We start from the raw sequence: 23,740 nt of genomic DNA, 5'->3' as shown, positions 1-23,740 counted from the left end.
GCTCATCAGATATTGAAAGCGACGCACCTTACAGAAGCGCCCGTTCCAGGACATAAACGTGTGTGAGTCTCGGCTTTCGGCCGTCGTAACAGCAAAACGCTGCACATTGGCGGCCTCCAGAGGTTCTGTAGATTCGACCGCTCACGAGTGGTGGAACACGAGCGGCCAGCATGTGATCTCGCATCCGTCAAGGTTGTGTCGCATCGGAAATCATTTTTCTTATAACCAAATTTTCAAGCTTCGCGACGATAGGGGACGAATTGTCTACATGTTGTTTTAGGTGCAACCCGTCGTTGTAGATAACACCCAATAGAAATGCCACTTCCGGAACGCATATCCCGATAGATGCTGCGAAATCAAGTTTTTTTCGCGTTCCATTCGTGTCCAAGAATTTTTTACGGGAATCGGCGTCGGCAATCTTGTTGTAAGATATTTCTTCTATTTTTGCTCTTACGTAACAACAGACGGCAAACGGATCATAGTGATTGTCCCCTTTGTTATATTTTTCCCATTCATTGAAAATGAATTCATGAAATTTCTCGGATTTTCCCCGGCTCTCCTTTAATCCGAGGGCTGCGAATTCTTTTTGAAGGTCTACTTGGGATGGATTGAAGTGTAAGTGGTGTCTCTCAATGCCGGTTTTTATAGATTCTTTTTCGCGATTGGTAATTAATTTCTTGAGATGCTCATTTATAGTGGGATTTCTCTTGTCGATAAAATGCACTTTCTGATCTTGGAATGCGTAGTTTTTGAAGTAGATTGGGTTTAGGTGCGTAAAAATTATGGGGTAGATCTGTTTCCCATCTTTTTTTATATCGTCGATAAGATTGGAGATGTAGTACTGGACTGCTGTGAGATTGCCGTCATCAAGATAGTCGAAAATTTCGTCAATGATAAGAATGCAGTTTCGCTTGCCAATTTTGCCCCTGATTCGCTGAATCATCGCTGCGAATGTAAGGGAGTCGCGTTGCCCATTCGAAATATGTGACGCATTTGGAAAGTCGACAACTAGCGTGCCTTTGCGCTCTTTCGGTTTGATTTTTTTCCACGTTGTGTCGAAAGATGATATGAGTTGACTGTAAGCTTCTTTGTCGCGAAGGTATTGGGTGTACGCGCATGCCTTCTTAAATTTTTGTGGGTTATTTGAGTAGAGGGCGCATAATTGATATGCGGAAAGTAAACTATCTAAACGCTCTTTAATCTCGGGGACGTGATGTGAGACGATATCGGCAATTTGGCTCAGGCAGGAAATTTCGTTGATTTTGGCTTCGCAGTTAGCTTTGGTCCAGGCGCGAATAATACTCGCGTCCCCATCCTGTACATTTATTTCCCTTTTGATTTCGTCTAATTTGTCTTGAACTTTGACTCCTGAAAATTTTGTCATTGTCGAGAGCTCATCGGAAAGTGCGTCGATTGCGGCGATATTATTTAAAATGCAATCGATTCCGATAAGAATTTTTCCATTTTTTCCGAAATTTTTTCTACTTTCTGTTATGCTATAATCAAAGTGTGTGGTGGGCGGGATCTTGTCAACTAATAAAATTTCATTTATCTTTAATGACGCGGATGCGGTTGTGAATCCGCCAACGTTATTTTTCACAGCTTTTGCTTTAAGTCTGCTGTTGATTACATAAACGTCTAAGACCTTGGAGATATCATTCTTCGTCTCGTCCGCCGTCAGAGTGTGAATTTTTCCTGCGACGTCTTTTAATTCAATGGTTAGCCTTGGCTTATTGGCTTTGCTAGCCTCGTGAAGATGGTCGTCGTCTAACTTAAGCCTTGCCTGGTTCAAGCTCATGAACGCGGCTGTTATTGAGCTTTTTCCAAAGCCATTGGGTGCAACTAATAGAGATGGCTTATTTGGAATAATTCCGATCTCGAGGTCGCGAATTTTTGCACCTTTTACGTTTTCTACTTTTATTCGAAGAATGGTCATGTCCGCATCTCGCTGTGGATTTTGTGTTTATTTCTGAAGAGATTCCTGCCAAATCATACGCCTCTCCCCGTTTGCCAAGTGCTTGAAGGACATAGAGAATGATGTCCTGTCAGTCAAGTATGCTCCTATTTTGCCTGCTTGCTCACTTTCTCTGTCTGCTATGGCCATCACCTAGCGATGAATGTCACCGCCTGAACGATCGCTGTACCGCCAAAGCCGCCGTATAAGCGGGGCTGCTTCGAGCGGCGGCATTGGGGCGATAGCGGTCAACCGTAACTGCTCAGCGAACATCTAGGTAACCAGGCGAACTCGCAGAAACCGTCTTGTGTTGTGCATACCTATGCCTAACGGCTAATCTCCTCAATTCCTTAATTCTGAGATGCCAGCCCGACTACACTGATCATGAAGCCTTGCTTCTCACCATCGGGAAGTGACCATAGCCCTCTCCGCCACGATGGTCGAAATAAAGCCGTCTTGCCCAACAAGACCCAGCGAAGAGGGAGAAAGAAGGGGAAACCCAAGGCATCAAAGAAGCGCGGGCCGCATGGGCGGCAACCCATACGACCCGCTGACCACCACCAACTCGCCAAAGGAGTCGGAAATGGCTGACGCCAATACTAAGCCACGTCGTAGAAAGAACAAACCCGTCAACATGCAGAAGACGTTTGAGCTGGTCCTGCGCAACTACCCGGACCTTCCCAAGCGAGGCTGGCCGTACCTGCCGTGGATGAAGGCGATCGATATCAATTTCAAGATCTTCGGATTCAAGCCGGGCGACCGCGTGTACCTGAGGGTCTGCGATGCCAACCGTACGATCACGCCGGACTATGGCCAGTTGGCGCTGCGAGAGCAGCCGTACCACGATCCTGATTGGGTACCGCCGCCGCTATGACGCCTGCAAGGGTCGCTTGACGCGGCTCTAGCGAGTGGAACGCAGGCGTTTCTCGAATGCGATTGACCGCCGGGGCGACACAGCCCCGGCCATTGCCGCGAACGCCGAGACTCACACCTGTAGCCACCGTCAACAAATGTCACGACCACAGGGCCTGTGACGCCGCACCGCGCCTGCCGAGATAGCCGAACGCACGGCCCACATCACTGCGCTCCAGGCCGCCGCTTCACAACCGTTCCCCGCTGCAACACATACTCGGTCCGCGCCAATTCATCAGCCACGACCCCGATATCCGCGAGCGGATTCCCATCCAGCACGACGAGGTCCGCGATCGCCCCCGTCGCAACCACCCCAAGCTGCCCTGTCATATTCACAATCTCCGCCGCCACCGTCGTCGCCGACCTGAGCGCTTCCAGATTCCCAAGCACCTCCGCCCGAATCCGAAACTCACCGGACTGAAACGCATGCATCTCGCCGAGCAGGTCCGACCCGAACCCCATCTTCACGCCGGCCTTTGCATAGATCTCGAGCGATTCACGTCCTTTCTGCTGCACGGAAGCAACTTTCGCGATGGAGTCCGCCGGCATCCCGAACTCCGCCCCATGTTTAGCCAGCGCGTCATAAGTCACGAGCGTCGGCACCACGAACGCCCCCTGCTCATGCATCAGCATCGCAGCCGCTTCATCCACGAGATTTCCGTGCTCGATCGTCCGCACGCCGCATCTTACGGCCCGCGCAATCGCCCGCCCCGTATACGCATGCGCCATCACATAAGTATTCGCAGCCTCGGCCTCGTCGACGATCGCCCGAATCTCGTCCTCCGAATACTGCGTATTCGCAATCGGATCGGTCGGCGAAGCCACGCCACCAGAAGCCATGATCTTGATCTGCGTCGCGCCTTTTTGAATTTCTTCACGCACCGCGAGCCGCACACCTTCAACCCCGTCAACCACCCGAGCAATCGCCCCCGTCCGAAAGCAGCACGAACAAGGCTCCAGCAAATCCCCCCGAGGCCGAAAATCCCCATGTCCGCCGGTCTGCGACAGCGCCTTCCCCGACGGAAAGATCCGCGGCCCCGGAATCAGCCCCGTCTCGACCGCCTGCATCAAACTCCAATCTGCGCCCCCCGCATCCCGCACACTGGTAAACCCCCGCGACAACATCGCATCGAGAATCGGCAGCGACCGAATTGCCGCGAGAATATTCGGCTGCGTCGCATTCGCGCCCAGGTTCGCATTCGACGCCAGCACATGCACGTGGCAATCGATGAACCCCGGCATCACGGTCTTGCCGCGCACGTCGATCACCTGCGCGTTCGGCAAATCCACCGCCCGATCGGTGACTTCGACGATCCGCTCACCCTCGATCACGACATGATGATGTTCGAGCAACACGCCTCGTTCGAGGTCGAGCACGTTGCCGCCTTGAAGCACGGTAATGGTCATGGAGAAAAATCCTTATCGAGTCGTTGCGGCCGCACGCTTCGCATCCCTCACGAAGCGCGTGCCGACGAAGCTGACGGCCGCCGCGAGCATCACGTAGAACGCCGGCGCCATGTTGCTGCCGGTGCGGGCGATGAGCCACGTGATCAGGAACGGCGCGAACCCGCCGAAGATCGTCACCGCGAAGTTGTACGCAACGGATAACCCGGTCGACAGCACCTTGGTCGGAAACAGCTCCGCGAACGCCGCGAGGATCGGCCCCGTATAGGCCGCGATCAGCACGCCGAACACGGCCTGGAACACGATCAACGACGTGAACCCGGGCGCGTGGTTGATCCACGAGAACATCGGCCACGCCAGCACGAGGATCGCGAGCGCCGAGCCGGACAGGAATACGCGCCGGCCCCACGCGTCGGCGAGTCGCCCGACGATCGGCGAGCAGCACATGATCGTCAGCCCGCCGACCATGCCGGCCGTGAAGCCGGTCGATTGCGGCAGATGAAGCGTGCGCACGGAATAGGTCGGCATGTAGAACAGCAGCACGTAGGTGCAGACGGTCCACAGAATGACCATCGAGAAACTCGCGAACGTCTCGCGCGGGTAGGTGGACAGCACTTCCTTCAGCGGCGAGCTTTCCTTCGCCTGCGATTCGACGGCGCTGAACGCGGGCGTCTCGTCGATATGGCTGCGAATGAAGTAACCAACCGGCCCGACGATGATCCCGAGCAGGAACGGCAGCCGCCAGCCCCAGCTATGCAGCGCCTGCGTGTCGAGCGAGGTCGTGACGAACGTGCCGGTCGCCGCACCGAGCAGCACCGCGAAGCCGATGCTCGACTGGATCCAGCTCGAGTAATACGCGCGTTTCTCCGGCGGCGCGTATTCGGTGAGGAACGCGGTGGCGCCACCCATCTCGCCGCCGGCCGAGAAGCCTTGGAGCAGCCGCGCGACGACGATCAACAGCGGCGCGGCGATGCCGGCCTGTTCGTAGGTGGGCGCGATCCCGATCAGCGCGGTGCCGGCCGCCATCAGCAGGATCGTCAGCGACAGCGCGGCCTTGCGGCCTGCCTTGTCGGCATAGACGCCGAGCACGATGCCGCCCACCGGCCGCATGAAGAAGCCCACGCCGAACGTCGCGACGGTGAGCAGCACGGACGTCAGTTCGTTGCCGGTCGGGAAGAACAGCTTCGCGATGATCACCGCGAAGAAGCTGTAGACGGTGAAGTCGAACCATTCGAGACCGTTGCCGATCACGGTCGCGACGATGGCGCGGCGGCGCTGTTGCACCGCCGCGTCGACGGCAGGCGCGGCGCGCGGAGAAAGCGTTCCTTGCATGGTCTCTTCCTTGGTCAGAAGACGGGACGGCTGCCCCGCACGAATCCCATGCTAAGGAACGCCGGATTTTTTTCTGAAACGAAAGATTCGCATGCAGGCATGCGCTGCACGCATGCGTCGCGTCCGGTATTCAGGACGCGATCTGCTTCTCCGCCTGTTCGAACAGCCAGCGGGTGAACAGGCGGGCGGCCTGGTTCTGCGCGCGGTCGTTCGGCGAGATCACGTAATAGCCGCCGCCGTGGCTCGCGGATGCTTCCGTCACGCGCACGAGCAGACCGGCGTCGATGCATGCGTCGATCATGTAGCGCCAGCCGAGCGACACGCCTTGACCGAGTATCGTCATCTGCACGATCTGCGGATAGGAATTGATCGTGATGTCCTGCGGCTGCGCCTTCTGCCGGTCGACGTCGTTCAAGTCGAACCATTCGGACCACGACATCCATTGGCGCTGGCCGTCTTCGAGGCGCAGCAGCGTTTCGTTCGCGAGATCGGCCGCGTCGAGCGTGCGGCCGGCCAGATAGCCGGGCGCGCAGACGGGGAACACTTCTTCGTCGAACAGACGACGTGCGGTGTATTCGGCCGGTGCCTGCTGGCGCACGTAGTAGACGCCCACGTCGAATTCCGCAGGCGACATCGAGGCAAGGCCGTCGCGCACGATCAGGCGCAGCTTGATGTTGGGATACGTGGCGCGAAAGTGCGGCAGCCGCGGCGTGAGCCAGAGCAGCGCAACGCCGGACGAGCACGCGATCGTCAGTTCGAGATCGCCGTACGGTTTCATCACGTCGTGCGTGGCTTGCGCGCATTGCGTGAGCAGATGGTGGACTTGCGCCGCGTATTGCTCGCCGGCGATCGTCAGCCGCAGCGAACGGTGTTCGCGAACGAACAGCGAGCGGCCGAGGAATTCCTCGAGCTGCTGGATCTGGCGGCTGATCGCGCTTTGGGTCAGGTGCAGTTCGGCGGCGGCTTTCGTGAAACTCGCGTGCCGCACGGCGGCTTCGAACGCGATGAGGCACTGAAGGGGCGGCAGGGGCGTGATGCGCATGGCGGTTGGCGGAGTCGATGGCGCTCCCGACATGATACGGGCGCACTCGACGAAAATCGCAACCTGCAAGGGCGCTGTGGATTCGCTCCATTCGTGCGAAGATTGCGCGAAACGACACCGACACGTGCCCGAGAACGACGTGACCCTATCGAACCCTGAGAGCAAAGTGAAAGCCGCCCACGCCCACCCGCCCTGGATGCCCGTCGCGCTGGCCGAACTCGGCATCCGCCGCCATCCGCCGGGCAGCGTCAACCCGCGCATCGTCGAGTACAACAACCAGACGAACCTGGTCGGCTACGACGACAAGATTTCCTGGTGCTCGTCGTTCGTGAACTGGTGCATGGTGCACGCCGGATTCCGCGGTACAGGCTCGGCGCTCGCACGCTCGTGGCTCGAATGGGGCAAACCGCTGGAGCGCCCGGTCTACGGCTGCATCGCGATCCTGACGCGCGATGATCCGACGAGCTGGAAAGGGCATGTCGGTTTCTACCTGCGCCATGATGCCGAACACGTGCATCTGTTCGGCGGCAATCAATTGGAAGAAGTCCGCGAACTCGCGTACCCGTTGCATGAAGTGATCGGGTACCGTTGGCCACTGCCGGATGACCGCAACGCCGCGCCGGCGTAGCCGTGCAGGCCGTCGACGCGGCCTGCATCCCTATCAGGCATCGGCTTCAGTTCTTCGCGACGGCCTCCACCTCCGTCCCACCCGCCCCCTCATTCCTGCTCCACCCACCCCCAAGCGACCGATACAACGCCACCGCCGCGAGCGCGTGCTCGCGCTTGACCTGATTGAGCGAATCCGAATCCCTTAGATAGACCTCCTGCGCCGACAGCACGTCCAGAAAATCGGTCGCGCCGCCCTTGTAAAGCTGATTCGCCAATCCAAGCGCTTTATCGGAAGCCGTCAATGCGCTACCCAGCCTCCGCGTCGCCTCGTCGGAACTGACGAGATTCGCGCGCGCATCCTCGACTTCCCGCAACGCTTGCAGCATCGTCTGCCGTAACCCGAGTTCCGACTCGCGCATCCGGCTTTCGCTCTGCGAGATATCGGCGGTAATCCGTCCCGCGTTGAAGATCGGGCTCGTCGCGTTCAGCGCCGCGCTGAACAGGTTATCGGTCAACGTCGGCAACCCGAGATACGAAGCCGCCAGAATCCCGTCCGTCAGGTTCAACGAAAACTTCGGATAGCGCTCGGCCTTCGCCACGCCGACTTGTGCCGCACGTCGCTCGACTTGAGCGTAGGCAGTCAGCACATCGGGCCGCCGCAACAACGCTTGCGACGGCAACGTCCCCGGCGCGCCGACCGGCGGCGCCGGAATCTCCCCGGTCTGCGCCAGCACGAGCCGATCGACCGATTCCGGCGTCCGCCCCGAATACACGGCGATCAGATTCAGCTGATGCGATATCTGCGCCTGCGTCGGCGGAATCCGCGCTTCGAGCGCATCGAGCTGGTTCTGCGCGCGCGTCACGTCGAGTTCCGTCGACAGTCCGAACGCCTGTCGCTTGCGCGTGAGTTCGAGCGCATGCTGCCGGATCTTTGCGTTGTCCTGCAGGATATTCAATTCCTGCTGCGCCCAGCGCAGATCGACATACGCGGATGCCGCATCGGCCGCGAGCGCGAGCCGCATCGCATCTTCCGCATGCTTCTGCCCAACTAGATCGGCCTGTGCGGCCAGCAAATCGAGCCGTTCGCCGCCGAACACATCGGGCGACCAGCTCAGCGCGAGCCCCGCACCCGCCTGCCGCACGTAGCCGAGCGGCGGCGGCGTGTTCTGCCGCGCGTCGGCCGCATGGGCGGTCGCGTCGAGTTCGGGCAGCAGCGCCGCGCGCTTCTGCACGGTCAGCGCCTGCGCCTGCTTCACGCGTTCGGCGGCGGCTTGCAGATCGAGGTTGCCGTCGAGCACGGTCGCGATCAACCGGTCGAGCACGGGGTCGTGGAATTGCGCCCACCAGGCGGCGGCGTCGATGTCCGCGCGCGGCACGTCGGTATCCCACGCGGTGGGCGCAAGCGTCCGAACCGATTCGTTCAACGCCGGATGTTGCGCGGGCTGCACCGCACACCCGGCAGCGAATGCGCTGACGGCCAGCGCGACGAGTAGCTTCTTCATGATGATCCTTTGGCCTCAGTGCGCGTCCGGCGGCGGCGCATTCAACGTAATGGGTTTGGAAAACACGACGGCAAGCAGCGCGACGACGAAGCACAGCGACAGTGCGTAGTACGCGTCCGCATAGGTGAGCGTCAGCGCTTCGCGATAGATCAGCCGATGCAGGTTCGCGAGGCCGGCCTGCGCGGTATTCAACGTATTGCCGGCCACCGATCCCCAGTACGCGGCCTGGCGATCGAGCAGCGATGCGACCTGCGGTTCGCCGGCGCTCACGTGCTCGTTCAGCCGCAGATAATGAAAATTCAGCCGGTCGTTGAGCATCGTCGCGCTCACCGCGATGCCGATCGCGCCGCCGAGGTTACGCATCAGGTTGAACAACCCGCTCGCCGATTTCAGTCGAGACTGCGGCAGCGAGCCGAGCGCCATCGTCACGATCGGCGGTACGCTGAACTGCTGGCCGATGCCGCGCAGCGCCTGCGGCAGCAGCAATTCCCGCCAGCCCCAGTCGTGCGTGATCGGCGTGTACAGGTAGCAACCGAGGCCGAAGCAGATCAACCCGAACACGAGCAGCGCACGCATGCTGAAGTAGCGCGCGGCGAAGGCATACGCGCACAGCGCGATCAACTGGAACGCGCCGACCGACAGCAGCGCGATGCCGATCTGCAGCGAGCTGAACGCGCGCACCTGCGCGAGGAACAGCGGCGTCAGGAACACGGTCACGAAGATCCCGATGCCGGTCACGAACGACAGCAGGCTGCCGATCCCGAAGTTGCGCACGGCGAGCGCGCGCAGGTCGACGATCGGATCGTCGGCGGTCAGCGCGTGCACGATGAACAGGAAGCCGCAGATGCCGGAGATCCACGCGCAGACGACGATCGCGTCGTCGCCGAACCAGTTCTTGCGCGGGCCTTCTTCGAGCACGTATTCGAGGCAACCGAGGAAGCCGGACATCAGCGCGATGCCGAGATAGTCGCCGCGCTTGATCAGGCTGAGGTCGGGCTCGTCGATATGCACGTAGCGCGGCACGAGCGCGGCCACCGCGATGCCCGGCACGAGGTTCAGGTAGAACAGCCAGTGCCACGACCATTGGTCGGTGATCCAGCCGCCGATCACCGGGCCGATCGCCGGCGCGAGCGATGCGAGCGCGCCGATGGTCGTCGACGCGATCAGTCGCTGCTTGCCGGGGAACAGCACGAACGCGGTGGTGAACACGGTCGGGATCATCGCGGCGCCGAGCGCGCCCTGCATCCCGCGGAACAGGATCATCGAGTTGATGTCCCACGCAAGCCCGCACAGCATGCTGGTGATCGTGAAACCGACGGCCGATGCGACGAACAGCCAGCGCGTCGACATCACCTTCGACAGCCAGCCCGACATCGGGATCACGATGATCTCGGCGATCAGGTACGCGGTCTGCACCCACGACAATTCGTCCTGGCTCGCGGACAGCCCGCCGCCGATGTCGCGCAGCGACGACGCGACGATCTGGATGTCGAGGGTCGCCATGAAGAAGCCGACGCACATCAGCGCGAACGCGAACACGCGCTGTCTGGTCGGTTGCGACGCGGGGTCGCCGGAAAACGCGGTGGTCATCGTCGGCTCCCGCTCAGTGCTTGTGGTCGGTATGCACGGTCACGACCGCGGACAGGCCGGGGCGCAGCACCTGCTCGATGCCGGGCTGCGGATCGAGATGCACGCGCACGGGCACGCGCTGGACGATCTTCGTGAAGTTGCCGGTCGCGTTCTCGGGCGGCAGTACGCTGAAGGTCGCGCCGGTCGCGGGCGCCAGGCTGTCGACGCGGCCATGCAGGCGCGTGCTCGACGCGTCGAGCGCGACGTCGACGCGATCGCCCGCGCGCATCTTGCGCAACTGGTCTTCCTTGAAGTTCGCGTCGACCCACAGGCCGGACGCCGGCACGACCGTCAGCAGCGGCACGCCGACGTTCGCGAGCATCCCGACGCGGCCCGTGCGGTTGCCGACGTAGCCGTCGACCGGCGAGCGGATCGTCGTGTATTCGACGTTGAGTGCCGCGACGCGCTGTGCGGCGAGCGCGGTGTTCACACGGGCCCGCGCATCGGCGAGCTGTGCGCCGAGCACGTCGAGCTGCCGCTTCGAGGCGAGCAGCGCGGCGTCGCTGCGTTCGACGGCCGCGCCGGCCTTCGAGTAATCGGCATCCGCGCGTTCGACGATCTGGTTCGATACGGCGTCCGACTTCACGAGCTCGCGATAGCGCACGCGGTCCGACGCGGCGCGCGTCAGTTCGGCCGACGACGCGTTCTTGTCCGCCGCGTGCTGGCCGATCACCGCGAATTGCAGTTGCTGCTTCGCCTCGAGTTCGGTCACGGCGGCGCGCGCGCTGTCGACTTCGGCGCCGGCCTGCGCGAGCTTCGCGTCGTAGTCGCGCGCATCGAGCTGCACGAGCACGTCGCCGGCCTTCACGCGCTGGTTGTCGGTCACGAGAATCTTGTCGACGAAGCCGTTGACCTTCGGCGCGAGCACCGTCACGTCGCCGCCGACATACGCGTCGTCGGTGCTTTCCTGGAAGCGCAGCACGAACAGCCAGTCGAGCGCGGCGGCCGCGACCACGACGACGACGGCGCCCACCGCGATGCGCATCCACGGCACGCGGCGTTGCTGCTTCGCGGGCCGCTCGGTTGTGGCTGCTTCGCGGGACGAGGCAGCGGCTTGGGTCGTATCCATCGATTCACCTATGTATATGCACTGTTCAAAGCGACCGACGGCACGGCGTCGATCGGGGAAGGGGTCAGCGTTCCGGCAGGTTGTGCGTGATCCGGAACAATTCGTCTCTCAGGCGGGCCGCCTGCGTCGGCCCGAAGCACCGCTCGAACGCTTCCTGTGCGGCGAGCCAGTGCACGTGCGCATCGGCCACCTTCGTTTCGCCGTCCGCGGTCAGCGCGAACGTCTGGCCACGGCAGGGCGGCTCGATGCGCCCCGTCACCAGCGCCGCGCCGACGAGCGGCTTGAGCGCGCGCAGCAGCGCGGTGCGTTCGATCACCAGCACGTTCGACAACGTCGCCATCGTCAGGCCGGGCCGGTCGCGCAGCAGCGCGAGGATGCTGTATTGCGACGGCGTGACGCCCGCCCGCGACAGGTAACGCTCGTAGAACTGCGAAATCCGTCGGGCGGCTTGCCGGACTGCGAAGCAATCGTCGTCGTTGAGCGTGGTATTGTGCATGTGCACATGTTAGGTGGCGGGGCGGCGCGAAGCGAGCGGCGCGGCGGGATCAGATTGGTGTCGTGGCTGTACCAATCGGCGCCGGCAACGCGCGTTCGCGCGCCGGGTCAAGCCGCCGCGGGCACGCTCCAGCCTTCGCGGTCGCAATACGCGGCCGTGTAGTCGATGAACGCCTTCACCTTCGCGGGCAGCAGCGCGCGGTTCGCGTAGGCGAGCTTGATGTCGACGAACGCATCGACGAGATCGGCGCCTTCCAGCAACTGCACGAGCGCGCCCGACGCGAGTTCGGCCTCGACGAGCGTTTTCGGGACGATGCCGATGCCGAAGTCGTGCATCACCATTTCGCGGTTGAACACGGGGCTGTTCGACGAGATGTCGAAACGGAACGGCACGGTAAGCGTGTCGCCGTCGACGCGGAACGACAGCGCGGGGCGGCGCAGCGACGGCGAGATCGGCACGAACGGATGAAGGGCGAGGTCGGCCGGCGTCTCGGGGCGCGCATGCGCGTGCAGATACGCGGGCGTTGCGACGATCACGACCGGAATGCGCTCGATCAGCCGCACGACGGTCGATTCGCTCGTCAGCATGTACGGCACGACGATGCCGATGTCGTAGCCTTCGCCGACCAGATCGACCGGGCGCTCGGTCAGCGTGACGTCGAGGCGCACGTTCGGATGCGCGGTCTTGAAGCCGGCGATCAGCGGCACGAGGCGGTTCAGCGCGGCCGTCGTATGCGCGACGAGGCGCAGCAGCCCCTCGGGCTCGCGCGTGTGCGTCTGCGCTTGCGCTTCCAGGGCATCGAGCTCGTCGAGTACGGCTGCGCAACGTTCGTAGATCCGCTCGGCCGTTTCGGTCAGCGACACCTGGCGCGTGGTCCGATGCAGCAGCCGGCTGCCGAAGCGCGCCTCCAGATCCGCGACCGCGCGCGACACGACCGGCCGCGCAAGGCCGTGCATGTCCGCGGCGCGCGTGAAGCTGCGCATCTCCACCACCGACCGGAAGATCCGCAGCTTGTCGATGTAGTCCATGTCCGTCTCCTTGACGCGATGGCCGGCCGCCGGCCGGTGTTACGACGGAGTGTACATTGACTTTATGCATATGCACATATAGATTGCGAAACATGAACGACATCTCGATTGCTCAGACCTGCAACTGCCTCGCGCTGCGCCAGGCGGCGCGCTTCGTCACGCAGTTGTACGAGCGCCATCTGGCCCCGGTTGGCGTCACGCCCGCGCAGTTCTCGATCATGGCGAACCTCACGCACCGGCCCGGCCTCGTGATGAGCGAACTCGCCGATACGCTCGTGATGGATCGCACGACCTTGCTGCGCGCGCTGAAGCCGTTGCAGCGCGACGGCTTCGTCGCGACGGCTGCGTCCGAGCACGATGCGCGTGCCCATGCGCTCCATCTCACGAAGCTCGGCGAGCGCACGTTCGCGCAGGCGAAAGTCGCTTGGCAGGCCGCACAGGACGAATTCGACGCGCAGTTCGGCCGCGATCGCGCGAAGGCGTTGCGCAATGAGCTGTTCAGCCTGACGGCGGAACGCTAGGCGCGGCTTCGGTGTGGCGAGTAACTGGTGCGAAATCCGAGCCATTGCTGCGGCCGGAAGCGTTGGGTCGTGAGGATTGGTTTTAACGGTGTCCGGTTTTAGGGTGATCTGGACAGTTTTTATTTCCAGTTGTAGAGTCCTCTGACCGATTTCAGGCCGGCGCCGCCGGTACGAGTCAGAGGAGCCACCGATGCTGCAGTTGAGTGACCGCGACGACGCGATGTTGCGCGGGGATTTCGGCGACGGCGTCGCCCGCGCGATGCGCATCGTCGCGCGCACGGCGCAGGTGATGTCCGCGCCGCACCTGATCGACATTACGTCTGCGCACATCGACGGTTGTCTGTATCACGGCCGGACGAGCCTCGACTTCGTCGACTATTTCGTCGAGACGGGCGCGAAGGTCGCGGTGCCGACCACGCTGAACGTCGGGTCGCTCGACCTGATCCATCCCGAGCTGTATCACGGCGACCGCACGATCCAGCGCGATGCGCAGCGCCTGATGGACGCGCATGTGCTGCTCGGCTGCGAATCGAGCTTCACGTGCGCGCCGTATCAACTGAAGAATCGCCCCGCGATGGGCGAGCAGATCGCGTGGGCCGAATCGAATGCGATCGTGTTCGCGAACTCGGTGCTCGGCGCGCGCACGAGCCGCTACGGCGATTTCCTCGACCTGGCCGCCGCGATCACCGGGCGTGCGCCGTATGCGGGGCTGCATGTCGACGCGAACCGCGCCGCGCGGATCGTGTTCAATGCGCCGGACTTCAGTCGCCTGCCGTCCCGCGACATCTATTTCGCCGCGCTCGGTTTGGCGGTCGGCAAGATCGCGGGCGCGATCGTGCCGGCGATCGTCGGGCTGCCGGCGGACACCACCGAGGACGAGCTCAAGGCGCTCGGCGCGGCCGCCGCGTCGAGCGGGGCCGTCGCGCTGTTCCATGCGGTCGGCGTGACGCCCGAGGCGCCGACGCTCGATGCCGCGTTGCACGGGCAGGCGGCGCAACGCACGGTCGACATCACGATGGCCGACCTCGACGAGATTCGCCGCACGCTGAATCACGGCGCGGCCGGCGACGCGCTCGTCGCGGTCGCGCTCGGTACGCCGCATTTTTCGCTGGCCGAATTCCGCACGCTCGACACGTTGCTCGACGCGTTCGACGGCCAGCCGGCCTGCGATTTCTACGTGAACACGAGCCGCTTCATTTTGTGGGAGCTGGAGCAAGTCGGTCTCGCGGAGAAATTCGCCGCGCGCGGCGTCCAGATCGTCGTCGATACCTGCACGTACATCACGCCGGTGATGAAGCAGTTGTCGGGGCTGGTGATGACCAACTCGGGGAAATGGGCGTCGTATGCGCCCGCGAACATCGGCGTGACGGTCGCGTACGGCAGCATGCGCGAATGCGTGCGTTCCGCGTACGAAGGCAAGGTGCGATTCGATGACTGAAGCGACGGGACAATGCTTGACGGGCGACACGCTCGTGCCGGGCAGCGCGTGCGCGCGCCCGTTCGTCCTCGACAAGCCGCTGAGCTTCTGGGGCGGCTACGATTCGGGCGCGGGCCGGATCGTCGATCGCGGGCATCCGCAGGCCGGCGCGAGCCTTGCGGGCAAGGTGATGGTGATGCCGCACGCGAAGGGCTCGAGTTCGAGCAGCAGCGTGCTCGCAGAAGCGGTGCGCAACGGCACGGGGCCGGTCGCGATCGTGTTGAAGGAGCGCGACCTGATCATCTCGATCGGTGCGATCGTGGCCGCCGAGCTGTATGCGATCGCGGTGCCGGTGGTGTGCGTGACCGACGACGTGTACGACGCGATCGCCGCGGCAACCGGCGACGTGCGGATCCAAGCGGGCGAGGGGGACGGCGGCGCGCAGATTCATATCGGCGGCTGACGCGCTGCGCGCACGTCGCGTCAGAGGAAACGTATGTTCCGCGTTTCCGTGTTCGCAAGAGACAGCGCGCGCTTCGCGGCATTCATCTCGCGCTTGCCGCCGGGCTGCGCGAGCCGGCGGATTTCCGGCCACGCGATCAGGTCGAACACGGTACGCAGAATCGTGCTCAACACGAACAAGCCGATCGTGCCTGCGCCGAACCACGCCATCGCATCGACTATGCCATCCGTGCTGCGGACTGTCGTAGACATGATGCCGCAGACGAAGACCAACGCGACGAGAGTGAACAGCGTCACGAACATGTCGGTTCGAGCAGCGGCGACTTTCGCGGGGCGAACGAGATAGATTGAGCCGTCGGTCGTATTGCGGATGCCGTAGACGGCCAGTCGATCCCGATCTTCGACATAGGCGACATTCAGCCGGTCGCCCGCGACGACGAACAGGCGCCGTGCGCCGCTCGTCCTGAGCACGAGCGGCGCGTCGCATGCATCGAGTTGCAGCGCGATCTCCTCGATGCCTTGCGTGGTCCAGCCGAGGTTGTTGCTCCAGACTTTCGTACTGATCGTCTTCTGGCCGACCGATGTCACGCAACCGGATGCGATTCGCAACGAACGATCGGTCATGTGCTGCTCCGTTCCACCGTGAAACCCGTAGATTCGTATTGCCATTTTTGCTGCGCTTCGCGCCGCTGAGGCTTGAGGATCAGGTCGGACAGACCGGCGAGCGCCAGCAAGCCGCCCAATACGCTGACAATGCTCACGAACACGGCCAGCACCCCGATGAGCGCCCAGTTCGCGTTGAATGCGGCTGCGCCGATCGCGAGGCTCAGCACGAACATGCACGACGTCCACGTGAGCAGCGACACGTCGCGCTGTTTTTGCGCAAGCGCGTCGTAAGGCGCGATCGCCACGTCACTGCTCCTGATCCACGCGATTCCGCGACGGCCGCGATCCTCGAAAACGCATGCGCGCACCGCCATGCCGGGCTTCAATTGATCGATCCGCTTGAACGCTTCCGCATCGACGTCACTAGCCGCGATGAAGTAGCAGGTGTCCTGTATCGTAAGGCGGTAAAACGGCACTTTCTTGATGTCGGCTTCGATACGGATGAGATTCGTATCGATACGGTCGATCGTCGACTCGATCAGGGTGGTGTGATTGCGCATAGGCCAGGCGGGGCACCGGTATGGCATTGATCATACCGATGAAACTGCGGGCAGGCATCTCGTGCGGACGGCATCCCCGCGTCATTCGCGCGCAGAATCCGCCGCCGCCTCCCGATACGCGCTCGGCGTCTGTCCGGCCCAGCGCCGGAACGCGCGCGTGAAATTCGCCGGGTCGGTGAATTGCAGCCGTTCGGCGATCGTCTTCAGGTCGAGATCCGACGCGGCGAGCAACTGCTTGGCGTCGCGGAACCGTGCTTCGTCGAGCAATTGCCGGTAGCTCGATCCGGCTTCCTCCAGCCGGCGCCGCAGCGTGCGCGTCGACACGAGCAGCGCATCGGCGAGCGTGTCCGGCCCCGGATAATCGCCGGTCGCGCGCGCCAGTTCCGCCCGCACGCGCTCGACCAGATCGCCTTCCTCCTGCCGCACCTGTGCATATTCGCGCTCGACCTGCACGAGCGCCTGCCGGTGCGCGACTTCGTCGGCGAGCGGCAGCGGCCAGTCGAGCGCGTCGCGCGCGATCCACAACGCATTGGCCGCGCAGCCGAATGCCACCGGCGGCAACGTATCGCGATAGCGCGCGAAATACGCGGGCTCCGGCCACGTGAATTGCAGCGTGATTGGCGGTGACACGCGGCCGGACCACTGCGAGATGTTCTGCGCGAGCCCCGTGAGCACGAATTCGAACATCACGTGATGCTGCAGCACGGGGTTCGCCTGCACGCCGTGCAGTTCGAGCGTCGCGCCGCGTGCGTCCTCCGCATAGGTCAGCTTGTATTGGCGATTGCGCATCCGGAAGTAGCGCTGCGTGACCGACAGCGCTTCGCGGATGTCCCGCGCGGTCAGCGTCGCGTAGCCGAGAAAGCCGTGCACGGTCGGCTTCAGCAGCAGCCCGAATGCGAGCCCGATACCCGGATCGCCGCCGATTTCGATCGCGTTGAGCACGAGCCGCCCCCATTGCGACGGCGCGACGCGGGCGTCCGGCTCGGCCAGCACCGCGTCGCGCAGGCCCGTGCCGGCACGCACGGCGGCCAGGTCGACGCCGCGTGCGGCCAGCGCCTGCAGCAGCAGGCGCGTATAGGCGACCGGAATCGTCGGCCGGCGCAGCCCGAGGCGATCCTTGCGAGATGGGGAAGTCATGTCGATTTGGCCGAAAATGACAAGCATTATGGCTGTTTGGCCCCTCACGTTCAAGGCGGCGCGCGCCTACGATGGCAGGCATCGCTTATTGGCCGGATCATCATGACGACCCCCTTTCCCCACCTGCTCGCACCGCTCGATCTCGGCTTCACGACGCTGAAGAATCGCGTGCTGATGGGCTCGATGCATACGGGCCTCGAGGACAGCCGCAAGACGCTGCCGCGCCTCGCCGAATATTTCGCCGAGCGTGCGCGCGGCGGAGTCGGCCTGATCGTGACGGGCGGCTTCGCACCGAACGTGGCCGGCTGGACCAAGCCGTTCGGCGGCATGCTGACGACGTCGGCCGCCGCGCGCCGGCATCGCGAGATCACCGGCGCCGTGCATGCGGAGGACGGCAAGATCGCGCTGCAGATCCTGCATACGGGTCGCTACGGTTATCACCCGTTCGCGGTCGCGCCGTCGAAGATCAAATCGCCGATCTCGCCGTTCGCGCCGCATGAACTGAGCGCGCGCGGCGTCGAGCGGCAGATCCGCGCGTTCGTGCGCTGCGCGACGCTGGCACGCGAAGCCGGTTACGACGGCGTCGAGATCATGGGCTCCGAGGGCTACCTGATCAACCAGTTCATCTCGATGCACACGAACAAGCGCACCGACCAGTGGGGCGGTTCGTACGAGAACCGCATGCGCTTGCCGATCGAGATCGTCGAGCGCACGCGCGAAGCGGTCGGCCGCGACTTCATCCTGATCTACCGGCTGTCGATGCTCGACCTGATTCCGGACGGCAGCGACTGGAGCGAAACCGTGCAGCTCGCGAAGGCGGTCGAGCGCGCGGGCGCGACCATCATCAACACGGGGATCGGCTGGCACGAGGCGCGCGTGCCGACGATCGCGACGTCGGTGCCGCGCGGCGCGTTCGCGTGGGTGACGAAGAAGATGAAGGGCGAGGTCGGCATTCCGCTCGTGACGACCAACCGGATCAACCGGCCCGAAGTGGCCGAGCAGATTCTCGCGGACGGCTGCGCGGACATGGTGTCGATGGCGCGCCCGCTGCTCGCGGATGCCGAGTTCGTCGTCAAGGCCGCGCAGGGCCGTGCCGACGAGATCAATACCTGCATCGGCTGCAATCAGGCATGCCTCGATCACGCGTTCAAGAACCAGATTGCATCGTGCCTGCTGAACCCGCGCGCGTGCCACGAGACCGAGCTGAAATACACGCCCGCGCCGCAGCCGAAGCGGATCGCGGTAGTTGGCGCGGGGCCGGCCGGGCTCGCCTGCTCGACGGTGCTCGCGCAGCGCGGCCATCAGGTCGATTTGTTCGACGGCGCGGCCGAGATCGGCGGCCAGTTCAACATGGCGAAGCGGATTCCGGGCAAGGAGGAGTTTCATGAAGCGCTGCGCTACTTCGGCCGGCAGGTCGAACTGACCGGCGTGAAGCTGCACCTGAACCGCCGCGTCGACGCGAGCGACCTGATCGCGGGCGGCTACGACGAGATCGTGCTGGCGACCGGCGTCGCGCCGCGCGACCCGAAGATTCCGGGGCAGGACGGGCCGAACGTGCTCAGCTATATCGACGTGCTCGCGGGCAGGCAGCCGGTGGGCCGGCGGGTCGCGGTGGTGGGCGCGGGCGGGATCGGCTTCGATGTCGCCGAATATCTGGTGCAGGACGGCGAGTCGCCGACGCTCGATCTCGACGAATGGAAAGCGGAGTGGGGCGTGACCGACCCGGCCGCGACACGCGGCGGCGTGACGCGTGCACAGGCGTCGGCGCCGGCGCGTGAAGTGACGCTGCTGCAGCGCAAGGCCGCCCCGCTCGGCAAGGGGCTCGGCAAGACGACCGGCTGGATTCACCGTGCGACGCTGAAGATGAAGCAGGTGAAGATGATCGGCGGCGTGAACTACGAGCTGATCGATGCGCGCGGGCTGCATGTGTCGTACGGCGAGCAGCGCACCGATCACGAACTGATCGAAGCCGACACGATCGTGCTCTGCACGGGGCAGGAGCCGCAACGTGCGTTGCTCGCGCCGTTGCAGGCCGCCGGCCGTTCGGTGCACCTGATCGGCGGCGCGGAACTGGCCGCCGAACTCGACGCGAAGCGCGCGATCGATCAGGGTGCGCGGCTGGCGGCGCGGTTGTAACGGGCGACCGCTGCAACGGTCGCTCGAACGTACGTCGCGCGGAGACGATCAGGCTGCGCGCGGCTCGCGGCTTGCCGCCCGATGCGCGGATTCGCCAATGCGGGACCGCGGCGAGCCGCAGCGCCGGTCGCGCTGCCACGCAAGGTGGCGGCGCGAGCCCGGCATACCGTGATTGCAATCGACTGGCGCGGCTCAGGCCGCTTCGGCCCGCTCTTCCTCCTCCGCTTCGAGCATCGCCTTGACGATCAGATAGACGGCCGGCAGATCGTCGTCGTCGCGGCGCCAGTCGACCGGCTCCTCGACGTCCGCGGCGACCAGCCGGCTGTCGCGCAGCCGGATGAACGCATCGACGACGGCCGGATCGTTGCGGTTCAGGAAACCGGGATTCGAGAACGCCAGCTCTTCGACGTTCAGCAGCGCCTGCCAGCTCATCGTGCGCACGGCCGCCGGGTGGGTGCGACGGCGCAGGCCGAGCGCCCGCTGCGCGGGGCCGCCGACGACACGCTGCAGATCGACGACCGCCCGCTGCGCGGCGCGCTCGAAGTGGACGGGATTGAAGCCGGGTTGTTCGGGATCGAATGCGGAAGCCTGGAACATGGTCGCCTCACAAAAGTCCGTTCGTCTGTGGATGACGGAATTCGGGTCAAATGGTGCAAAAGCACTGTAAATATATACAGTGTTCGATGCGGTTTCAAGCCCCGAATGCAGGATTTCCGTGCGTCGGCGAGCGACGCGGGCGAATCGCGTCGATCGGGCGAACGTTCTACACCGCCGCCGCGATCGTTTCCCGCAGCCATCGATGCGCCGGGTCGCGATGCATGCGCTCGTGCCACAGCATCGACATCTCATAGCCGGGCACCTCGACCGGTGCGTCCACCACGCGCAGCGCGGGCACGTCGCGCACCAGCCGCTCGGGCAGCATCGCGACGAGGTCGGTGCTCGCGACGGCCGACATCACGAACAGGAAGTGCGGCACCGACAGCACGACGCGTCGGGCGGCGCCGACCTTCGCGAGCGCTTCGTCGGTCACGCCGAAAAAGCCGCCGCCGTCGGGCGACACGATCACGTGCTCGAGCGTGCCGAACTGCGCGAGCGTGGGGCGCCGCTTCAGCTTCGGGTGACCGGCACGGCCGATCAGCACGTAGCGCTCGACGAACAGCGGCAGGCGCCGCATGCCGGGCGGCGACCCTTCGGTCGTGTGGAACGCGAGGTCGACGCCGTTTCGTTCGGTATCCTGCTCGATGCGCGGCGGCACGAGCTCGATCACGGCCAGCCGCGTGCCGGGCGCGGTCGAACGCAACGTGTGCAGCGCGGGCAGCACGATCGTCGATTCGCCGTAGTCGGTCGCGGCCACCCGCCACGTGTTCGTCGCGGTCGCGGGATCGAACGGCGCGGCCGGGAGCACCGTGCGCTCGAGCCCTTCGAGCGCGTCGCGCAACGGCTCGCGCAGCGCTTCCGCACGTGCGGTCGGCCGCATTCCGCGCGGCCCCGGCAGCAGCAGCGGATCGCCGAACACGTCGCGCAGTTTCTGCAACTGCACGCTGACCGACGGCTGCGACATGTTCAGCCGCTCGGCCGCGCGCGTGACGTTGTGCTCGGCGAGCAGCACGTCCAGCGTGACGAGCAGGTTCAGGTCGAGCCTTCTGAGATTATTCATGGCTATAGCTGGAATATCGGGAATTCATTTCAAATATACCGTCGAAGGCGGCATCCTGCAGTCATTCAATTGACGGAGTGACTAACATGAATGTGCTGATCGTGTATGCCCATCCCGAGCCGCGTTCGCTGAACGGCGCGCTGCGCGACTTCACCGTCGGCCATCTCGAAGCGGCCGGCCACACGGTGCAGGTGAGCGACCTGTATGCGATGAACTGGAAGGCGGTACTCGATGCGAACGACGTGACCGATCGCGCGCCCGACGCGCGGTTCGATCCGTCGCTCGATTCGAAGCGCGCGTTCGAGGCGGGCACGCAAAGCGAAGACATCGCTCGCGAGCAGGACAAGCTGAAGTGGGCCGACGCGGTGATCCTGCAGTTTCCGCTGTGGTGGTTCTCGATGCCGGCGATCATGAAGGGCTGGTTCGAGCGCGTGTATGCGTACGGTTTTGCGTATGGCGTCGGCGAGCATTCCGATACGCACTGGGGCGATCGCTACGGCGAAGGTTCGCTGGCCGGCAAGCGGGCGATGGTCGTCGTCACGACGGGCGGATGGGAGCCGCACTACAGCCCGCGCGGCATCAACGGGCCGATCGACGACTTGCTGTTCCCGATCCAGCACGGCGTGCTGTATTACCCGGGGTTCGACGTGCTGCCGCCGTTCGTGATCTATCGGACGGGCAAGATGAACGCCGCGCGCTTCGACACAACGTGTACGGCGCTCGGCCAGCGTCTCGACGATCTGTGGACCACGCCGCCGATTCCGTTCCGCCGCCAGAACGCGGGCGACTACGAGATTCCGGCGCTGACGTTGAAAGAGGAGATCGCGCCGGGGACGGTAGGGTTCGCCGCGCATCTGGCCGCGTGACAGGCGCTGCGCACGTCGACGCGCGGTGATACGGGTAACCGTCGCCGAATGCAAAACGCCCCGGGCGGCCTGCATGACATCGCCGGCAGCCCGGGGCGTGCATTTCGCGGTCGTCGGTCACGGCCGCGATGCAGCGTTGCTTACCGATCGTCTTCCCGCACCGACGAAGGATGCCGGCACAGCGCCCGCACTTCCATCTCCATATACGGAAACAGCGGCAACTGACTCAGCACGTCGTGCAGTTGCTGCACACTGTCGACGTCGAAGATACTGACGTTCGCATACTGCCCGGCGATCCGCCACAGATGTCGCCACACGCCGTCGTTCATCAACCGCTGGCACATCGCCTTTTCTTCCGCCTTCAGCGTGGCCGCCTTGACCGGATCCATGTCCGCCGGCAGGCGAACGGTCATTTCCACATGAAACAGCATCCTGCACTCCTTGCGTTGTCGATTCGTCGAACGGGACGGGCGCTCACGCCTGCGCGCGGGGCCGCTCGACTTCGCTCCCCGGCACGTCCTGCTTGTCCTTGAGCAGCGAGAAATCGAAGTCGATCAGCGCGAACTGCCCGTCGACGCCGTACGGCTTGCCTTCCGCGCCCTCCGCCTGCCTGACCGGCGGGATCAGCCCGTCGCGCGTCGCGAACGCGAAGTCGTCCCACAGATGCGGATCGCCATCGATGTTGATCTGCGTCGTCAGCTTACGATACCCGTCCGCGGAAACGAAGAAGTGAATGTGCGCCGGACGATGGCCGTGGCGGCCGAGCTGGTCGAGCAGTTGCTCGGTCTTGCTGCCCGGCGGCACGCTGTAGCCGACCGGCAGCACGCTGCGGAAGCTGTAGCGGCCTTCGGCATCGGTGCGGATCGAGCGGCGCAGGTTGAACGCGGGCTGTGACGGGTCGAAATACGAGTAATTGCCCAGGTGGTTCGCATGCCACACCTCGACCAGCGCGTTCGCGAGCGGCGCGCCGTCCTGGCCGAGCACCCGGCCGCGCATGATCAGCGTCTGGCCCGGATCGGTGCCGTCGTCGAGCCGTGCGTGGCCGACCGATTCCGGCGCGCCGGCGACATACAGCGGCCCTTCGATCGTGCGCGGCGTGCCGCCGTGGATGCCGGCCTTTTCCTCGGCTTCGTCCATCCGCACGTCGAGGAAGCGTTCGAGGCCGAGGCCCGCAGCGATCAGCCCGAATTCGCGGCCGGCTTCGTTCAGGAAGTTCAGGGCCGTCCAGAATTCGCTCGGCTGCACGTCGAAGTCCTCGATCGTGTAGCAGATGTCCTTCACGATCCGGTTGACGATCGCGCGCACGCGCGGGTTGCCGGGCTTCTCGGCGGCGTCGTCGAAGGTCTTCAGCAGTGCGTCGATGGCTTGCTTGTTCATCTGTGTCTCCGGTTTCGGTTGTCG

At 63.7% G+C, this 23,740-nt stretch carries 23 protein-coding genes; 7 read left to right on the top strand and 16 right to left on the bottom strand.

What is annotated here, in order from left to right; translation table 11 throughout:
* Positions 1-187: 187 nt before the first annotated feature.
* Entirely contained in the window at positions 188-1,936 is a 1,749-nt protein-coding gene (locus WT53_RS33630; RefSeq protein ID WP_156447900.1) for a hypothetical protein, read from the bottom strand.
* 601 nt (positions 1,937-2,537) lie between these two features.
* On the opposite strand from WT53_RS33630, the gene WT53_RS23565 reads away from it, so the two are divergent.
* Positions 2,538-2,828, top strand: coding sequence for a hypothetical protein (locus WT53_RS23565; RefSeq protein ID WP_060262135.1), 291 nt, complete (start codon positions 2,538-2,540; stop codon positions 2,826-2,828).
* Positions 2,829-3,031: 203 nt separating this feature from the next.
* Here the strand turns inward: WT53_RS23565 and WT53_RS23560 are convergent, their stop codons facing one another.
* The 3 genes from WT53_RS23560 to WT53_RS23550 form a co-directional block, all read right to left on the bottom strand.
* Entirely contained in the window at positions 3,032-4,273 is a 1,242-nt protein-coding gene (locus tag WT53_RS23560; protein WP_034205343.1) for an amidohydrolase family protein, read from the bottom strand.
* 12 nt (positions 4,274-4,285) lie between these two features.
* A complete protein-coding gene (locus WT53_RS23555) occupies positions 4,286-5,602 on the bottom strand; it encodes an MFS transporter (RefSeq protein WP_034205342.1) in 1,317 nt (438 codons plus the stop codon).
* A gap of 130 nt (positions 5,603-5,732) precedes the next feature.
* Complete coding sequence (locus tag WT53_RS23550; RefSeq protein WP_034205341.1) at positions 5,733-6,644, bottom strand: LysR substrate-binding domain-containing protein; 912 nt, start codon at positions 6,642-6,644, stop codon at positions 5,733-5,735.
* Between the two features lie 196 nt (positions 6,645-6,840).
* Here WT53_RS23550 and WT53_RS23545 point away from each other — a divergent pair, with 196 nt between their 5' ends.
* Positions 6,841-7,272, top strand: coding sequence for a TIGR02594 family protein (locus tag WT53_RS23545; RefSeq protein ID WP_034205340.1), 432 nt, complete (start codon positions 6,841-6,843; stop codon positions 7,270-7,272).
* A gap of 46 nt (positions 7,273-7,318) precedes the next feature.
* Here WT53_RS23545 and WT53_RS23540 read toward each other — a convergent pair whose 3' ends face one another.
* From WT53_RS23540 to WT53_RS23520, 5 genes are all read right to left on the bottom strand, one after another.
* Positions 7,319-8,755, bottom strand: coding sequence for an efflux transporter outer membrane subunit (locus WT53_RS23540; protein ID WP_034205339.1), 1,437 nt, complete (start codon positions 8,753-8,755; stop codon positions 7,319-7,321).
* Positions 8,756-8,770: 15 nt separating this feature from the next.
* Complete coding sequence (locus WT53_RS23535) at positions 8,771-10,345, bottom strand: DHA2 family efflux MFS transporter permease subunit (protein ID WP_034205338.1); 1,575 nt, start codon at positions 10,343-10,345, stop codon at positions 8,771-8,773.
* Between the two features lie 13 nt (positions 10,346-10,358).
* Positions 10,359-11,453, bottom strand: a complete 1,095-nt coding sequence (locus WT53_RS23530; RefSeq protein WP_034205337.1) for an HlyD family secretion protein — start codon at positions 11,451-11,453, stop codon at positions 10,359-10,361.
* A 64-nt stretch (positions 11,454-11,517) separates the two neighbouring features.
* The gene (locus WT53_RS23525; protein WP_034205336.1) at positions 11,518-11,949 is read right to left on the bottom strand and encodes a MarR family winged helix-turn-helix transcriptional regulator; all 432 of its coding nucleotides are present in this window, start codon (positions 11,947-11,949) and stop codon (positions 11,518-11,520) included.
* 107 nt (positions 11,950-12,056) lie between these two features.
* The gene (locus WT53_RS23520) at positions 12,057-12,977 is read right to left on the bottom strand and encodes a LysR family transcriptional regulator (RefSeq protein WP_034205335.1); all 921 of its coding nucleotides are present in this window, start codon (positions 12,975-12,977) and stop codon (positions 12,057-12,059) included.
* Positions 12,978-13,069: 92 nt separating this feature from the next.
* Here WT53_RS23520 and WT53_RS23515 point away from each other — a divergent pair, with 92 nt between their 5' ends.
* The 3 genes from WT53_RS23515 to WT53_RS23505 all read left to right on the top strand — a co-directional run bounded on the left by WT53_RS23515 (position 13,070) and on the right by WT53_RS23505 (position 15,378).
* Complete coding sequence (locus tag WT53_RS23515) at positions 13,070-13,498, top strand: MarR family winged helix-turn-helix transcriptional regulator (protein WP_034205334.1); 429 nt, start codon at positions 13,070-13,072, stop codon at positions 13,496-13,498.
* A 190-nt stretch (positions 13,499-13,688) separates the two neighbouring features.
* The gene (locus tag WT53_RS23510; RefSeq protein WP_034205333.1) at positions 13,689-14,936 is read left to right on the top strand and encodes an aconitase X; all 1,248 of its coding nucleotides are present in this window, start codon (positions 13,689-13,691) and stop codon (positions 14,934-14,936) included.
* A complete protein-coding gene (locus WT53_RS23505) occupies positions 14,929-15,378 on the top strand; it encodes an aconitase X swivel domain-containing protein (protein ID WP_034205332.1) in 450 nt (149 codons plus the stop codon). The genes WT53_RS23510 and WT53_RS23505 overlap by 8 nt, the downstream gene beginning before the upstream one ends.
* A 20-nt stretch (positions 15,379-15,398) precedes the next feature.
* On the opposite strand, the gene WT53_RS32875 is transcribed toward WT53_RS23505, so the two are convergent.
* The 3 genes from WT53_RS32875 to WT53_RS23490 all read right to left on the bottom strand — a co-directional run bounded on the left by WT53_RS32875 (position 15,399) and on the right by WT53_RS23490 (position 17,707).
* A complete protein-coding gene (locus WT53_RS32875; RefSeq protein ID WP_080747674.1) occupies positions 15,399-16,001 on the bottom strand; it encodes a hypothetical protein in 603 nt (200 codons plus the stop codon).
* The gene (locus WT53_RS23495) at positions 15,998-16,543 is read right to left on the bottom strand and encodes a hypothetical protein (RefSeq protein ID WP_052100132.1); all 546 of its coding nucleotides are present in this window, start codon (positions 16,541-16,543) and stop codon (positions 15,998-16,000) included. Before WT53_RS23495 ends, WT53_RS32875 begins: the two co-directional genes overlap by 4 nt.
* Before the next feature lie 81 nt (positions 16,544-16,624).
* The gene (locus tag WT53_RS23490) at positions 16,625-17,707 is read right to left on the bottom strand and encodes an AraC family transcriptional regulator (RefSeq protein WP_034205330.1); all 1,083 of its coding nucleotides are present in this window, start codon (positions 17,705-17,707) and stop codon (positions 16,625-16,627) included.
* A 75-nt stretch (positions 17,708-17,782) separates the two neighbouring features.
* On the opposite strand from WT53_RS23490, the gene WT53_RS23485 reads away from it, so the two are divergent.
* Positions 17,783-19,816: an NADPH-dependent 2,4-dienoyl-CoA reductase gene (locus tag WT53_RS23485; protein WP_034205329.1), complete on the top strand. Its 2,034-nt coding sequence runs from the start codon at positions 17,783-17,785 to the stop codon at positions 19,814-19,816.
* 192 nt (positions 19,817-20,008) lie between these two features.
* Here WT53_RS23485 and WT53_RS23480 read toward each other — a convergent pair whose 3' ends face one another.
* Together WT53_RS23480 and WT53_RS23475 are read right to left on the bottom strand one after the other, a co-directional pair.
* A complete protein-coding gene (locus WT53_RS23480) occupies positions 20,009-20,413 on the bottom strand; it encodes a DUF2471 family protein (protein WP_034205328.1) in 405 nt (134 codons plus the stop codon).
* Positions 20,414-20,579: 166 nt separating this feature from the next.
* Positions 20,580-21,473 (bottom strand): LysR family transcriptional regulator, encoded by an 894-nt coding sequence (locus WT53_RS23475; RefSeq protein ID WP_034205327.1) that lies wholly within the window; start codon positions 21,471-21,473, stop codon positions 20,580-20,582.
* An 86-nt stretch (positions 21,474-21,559) separates the two neighbouring features.
* Here WT53_RS23475 and WT53_RS23470 point away from each other — a divergent pair, with 86 nt between their 5' ends.
* Positions 21,560-22,339, top strand: a complete 780-nt coding sequence (locus tag WT53_RS23470) for an NAD(P)H-dependent oxidoreductase (RefSeq protein ID WP_034205326.1) — start codon at positions 21,560-21,562, stop codon at positions 22,337-22,339.
* 140 nt (positions 22,340-22,479) lie between these two features.
* Here WT53_RS23470 and catC read toward each other — a convergent pair whose 3' ends face one another.
* Positions 22,480-22,770, bottom strand: a complete 291-nt coding sequence (catC, locus tag WT53_RS23465) for a muconolactone Delta-isomerase (RefSeq protein WP_034205325.1) — start codon at positions 22,768-22,770, stop codon at positions 22,480-22,482.
* A 43-nt stretch (positions 22,771-22,813) separates the two neighbouring features.
* On the bottom strand, positions 22,814-23,716 hold the full coding sequence (catA, locus tag WT53_RS23460) for a catechol 1,2-dioxygenase (protein WP_034205324.1): 903 nt from the start codon (positions 23,714-23,716) through the stop codon (positions 22,814-22,816).
* Between the last annotated feature and the right edge of the window lie 24 nt (positions 23,717-23,740).

It is taken from the genome of Burkholderia sp. MSMB2157WGS (genome assembly GCF_001532755.1).
Lineage (GTDB): Bacteria > Pseudomonadota > Gammaproteobacteria > Burkholderiales > Burkholderiaceae > Burkholderia.
The sequence above is the reverse complement of the archived record's forward strand: the minus strand, read 5'-3'. Positions and strand labels throughout refer to the sequence as shown.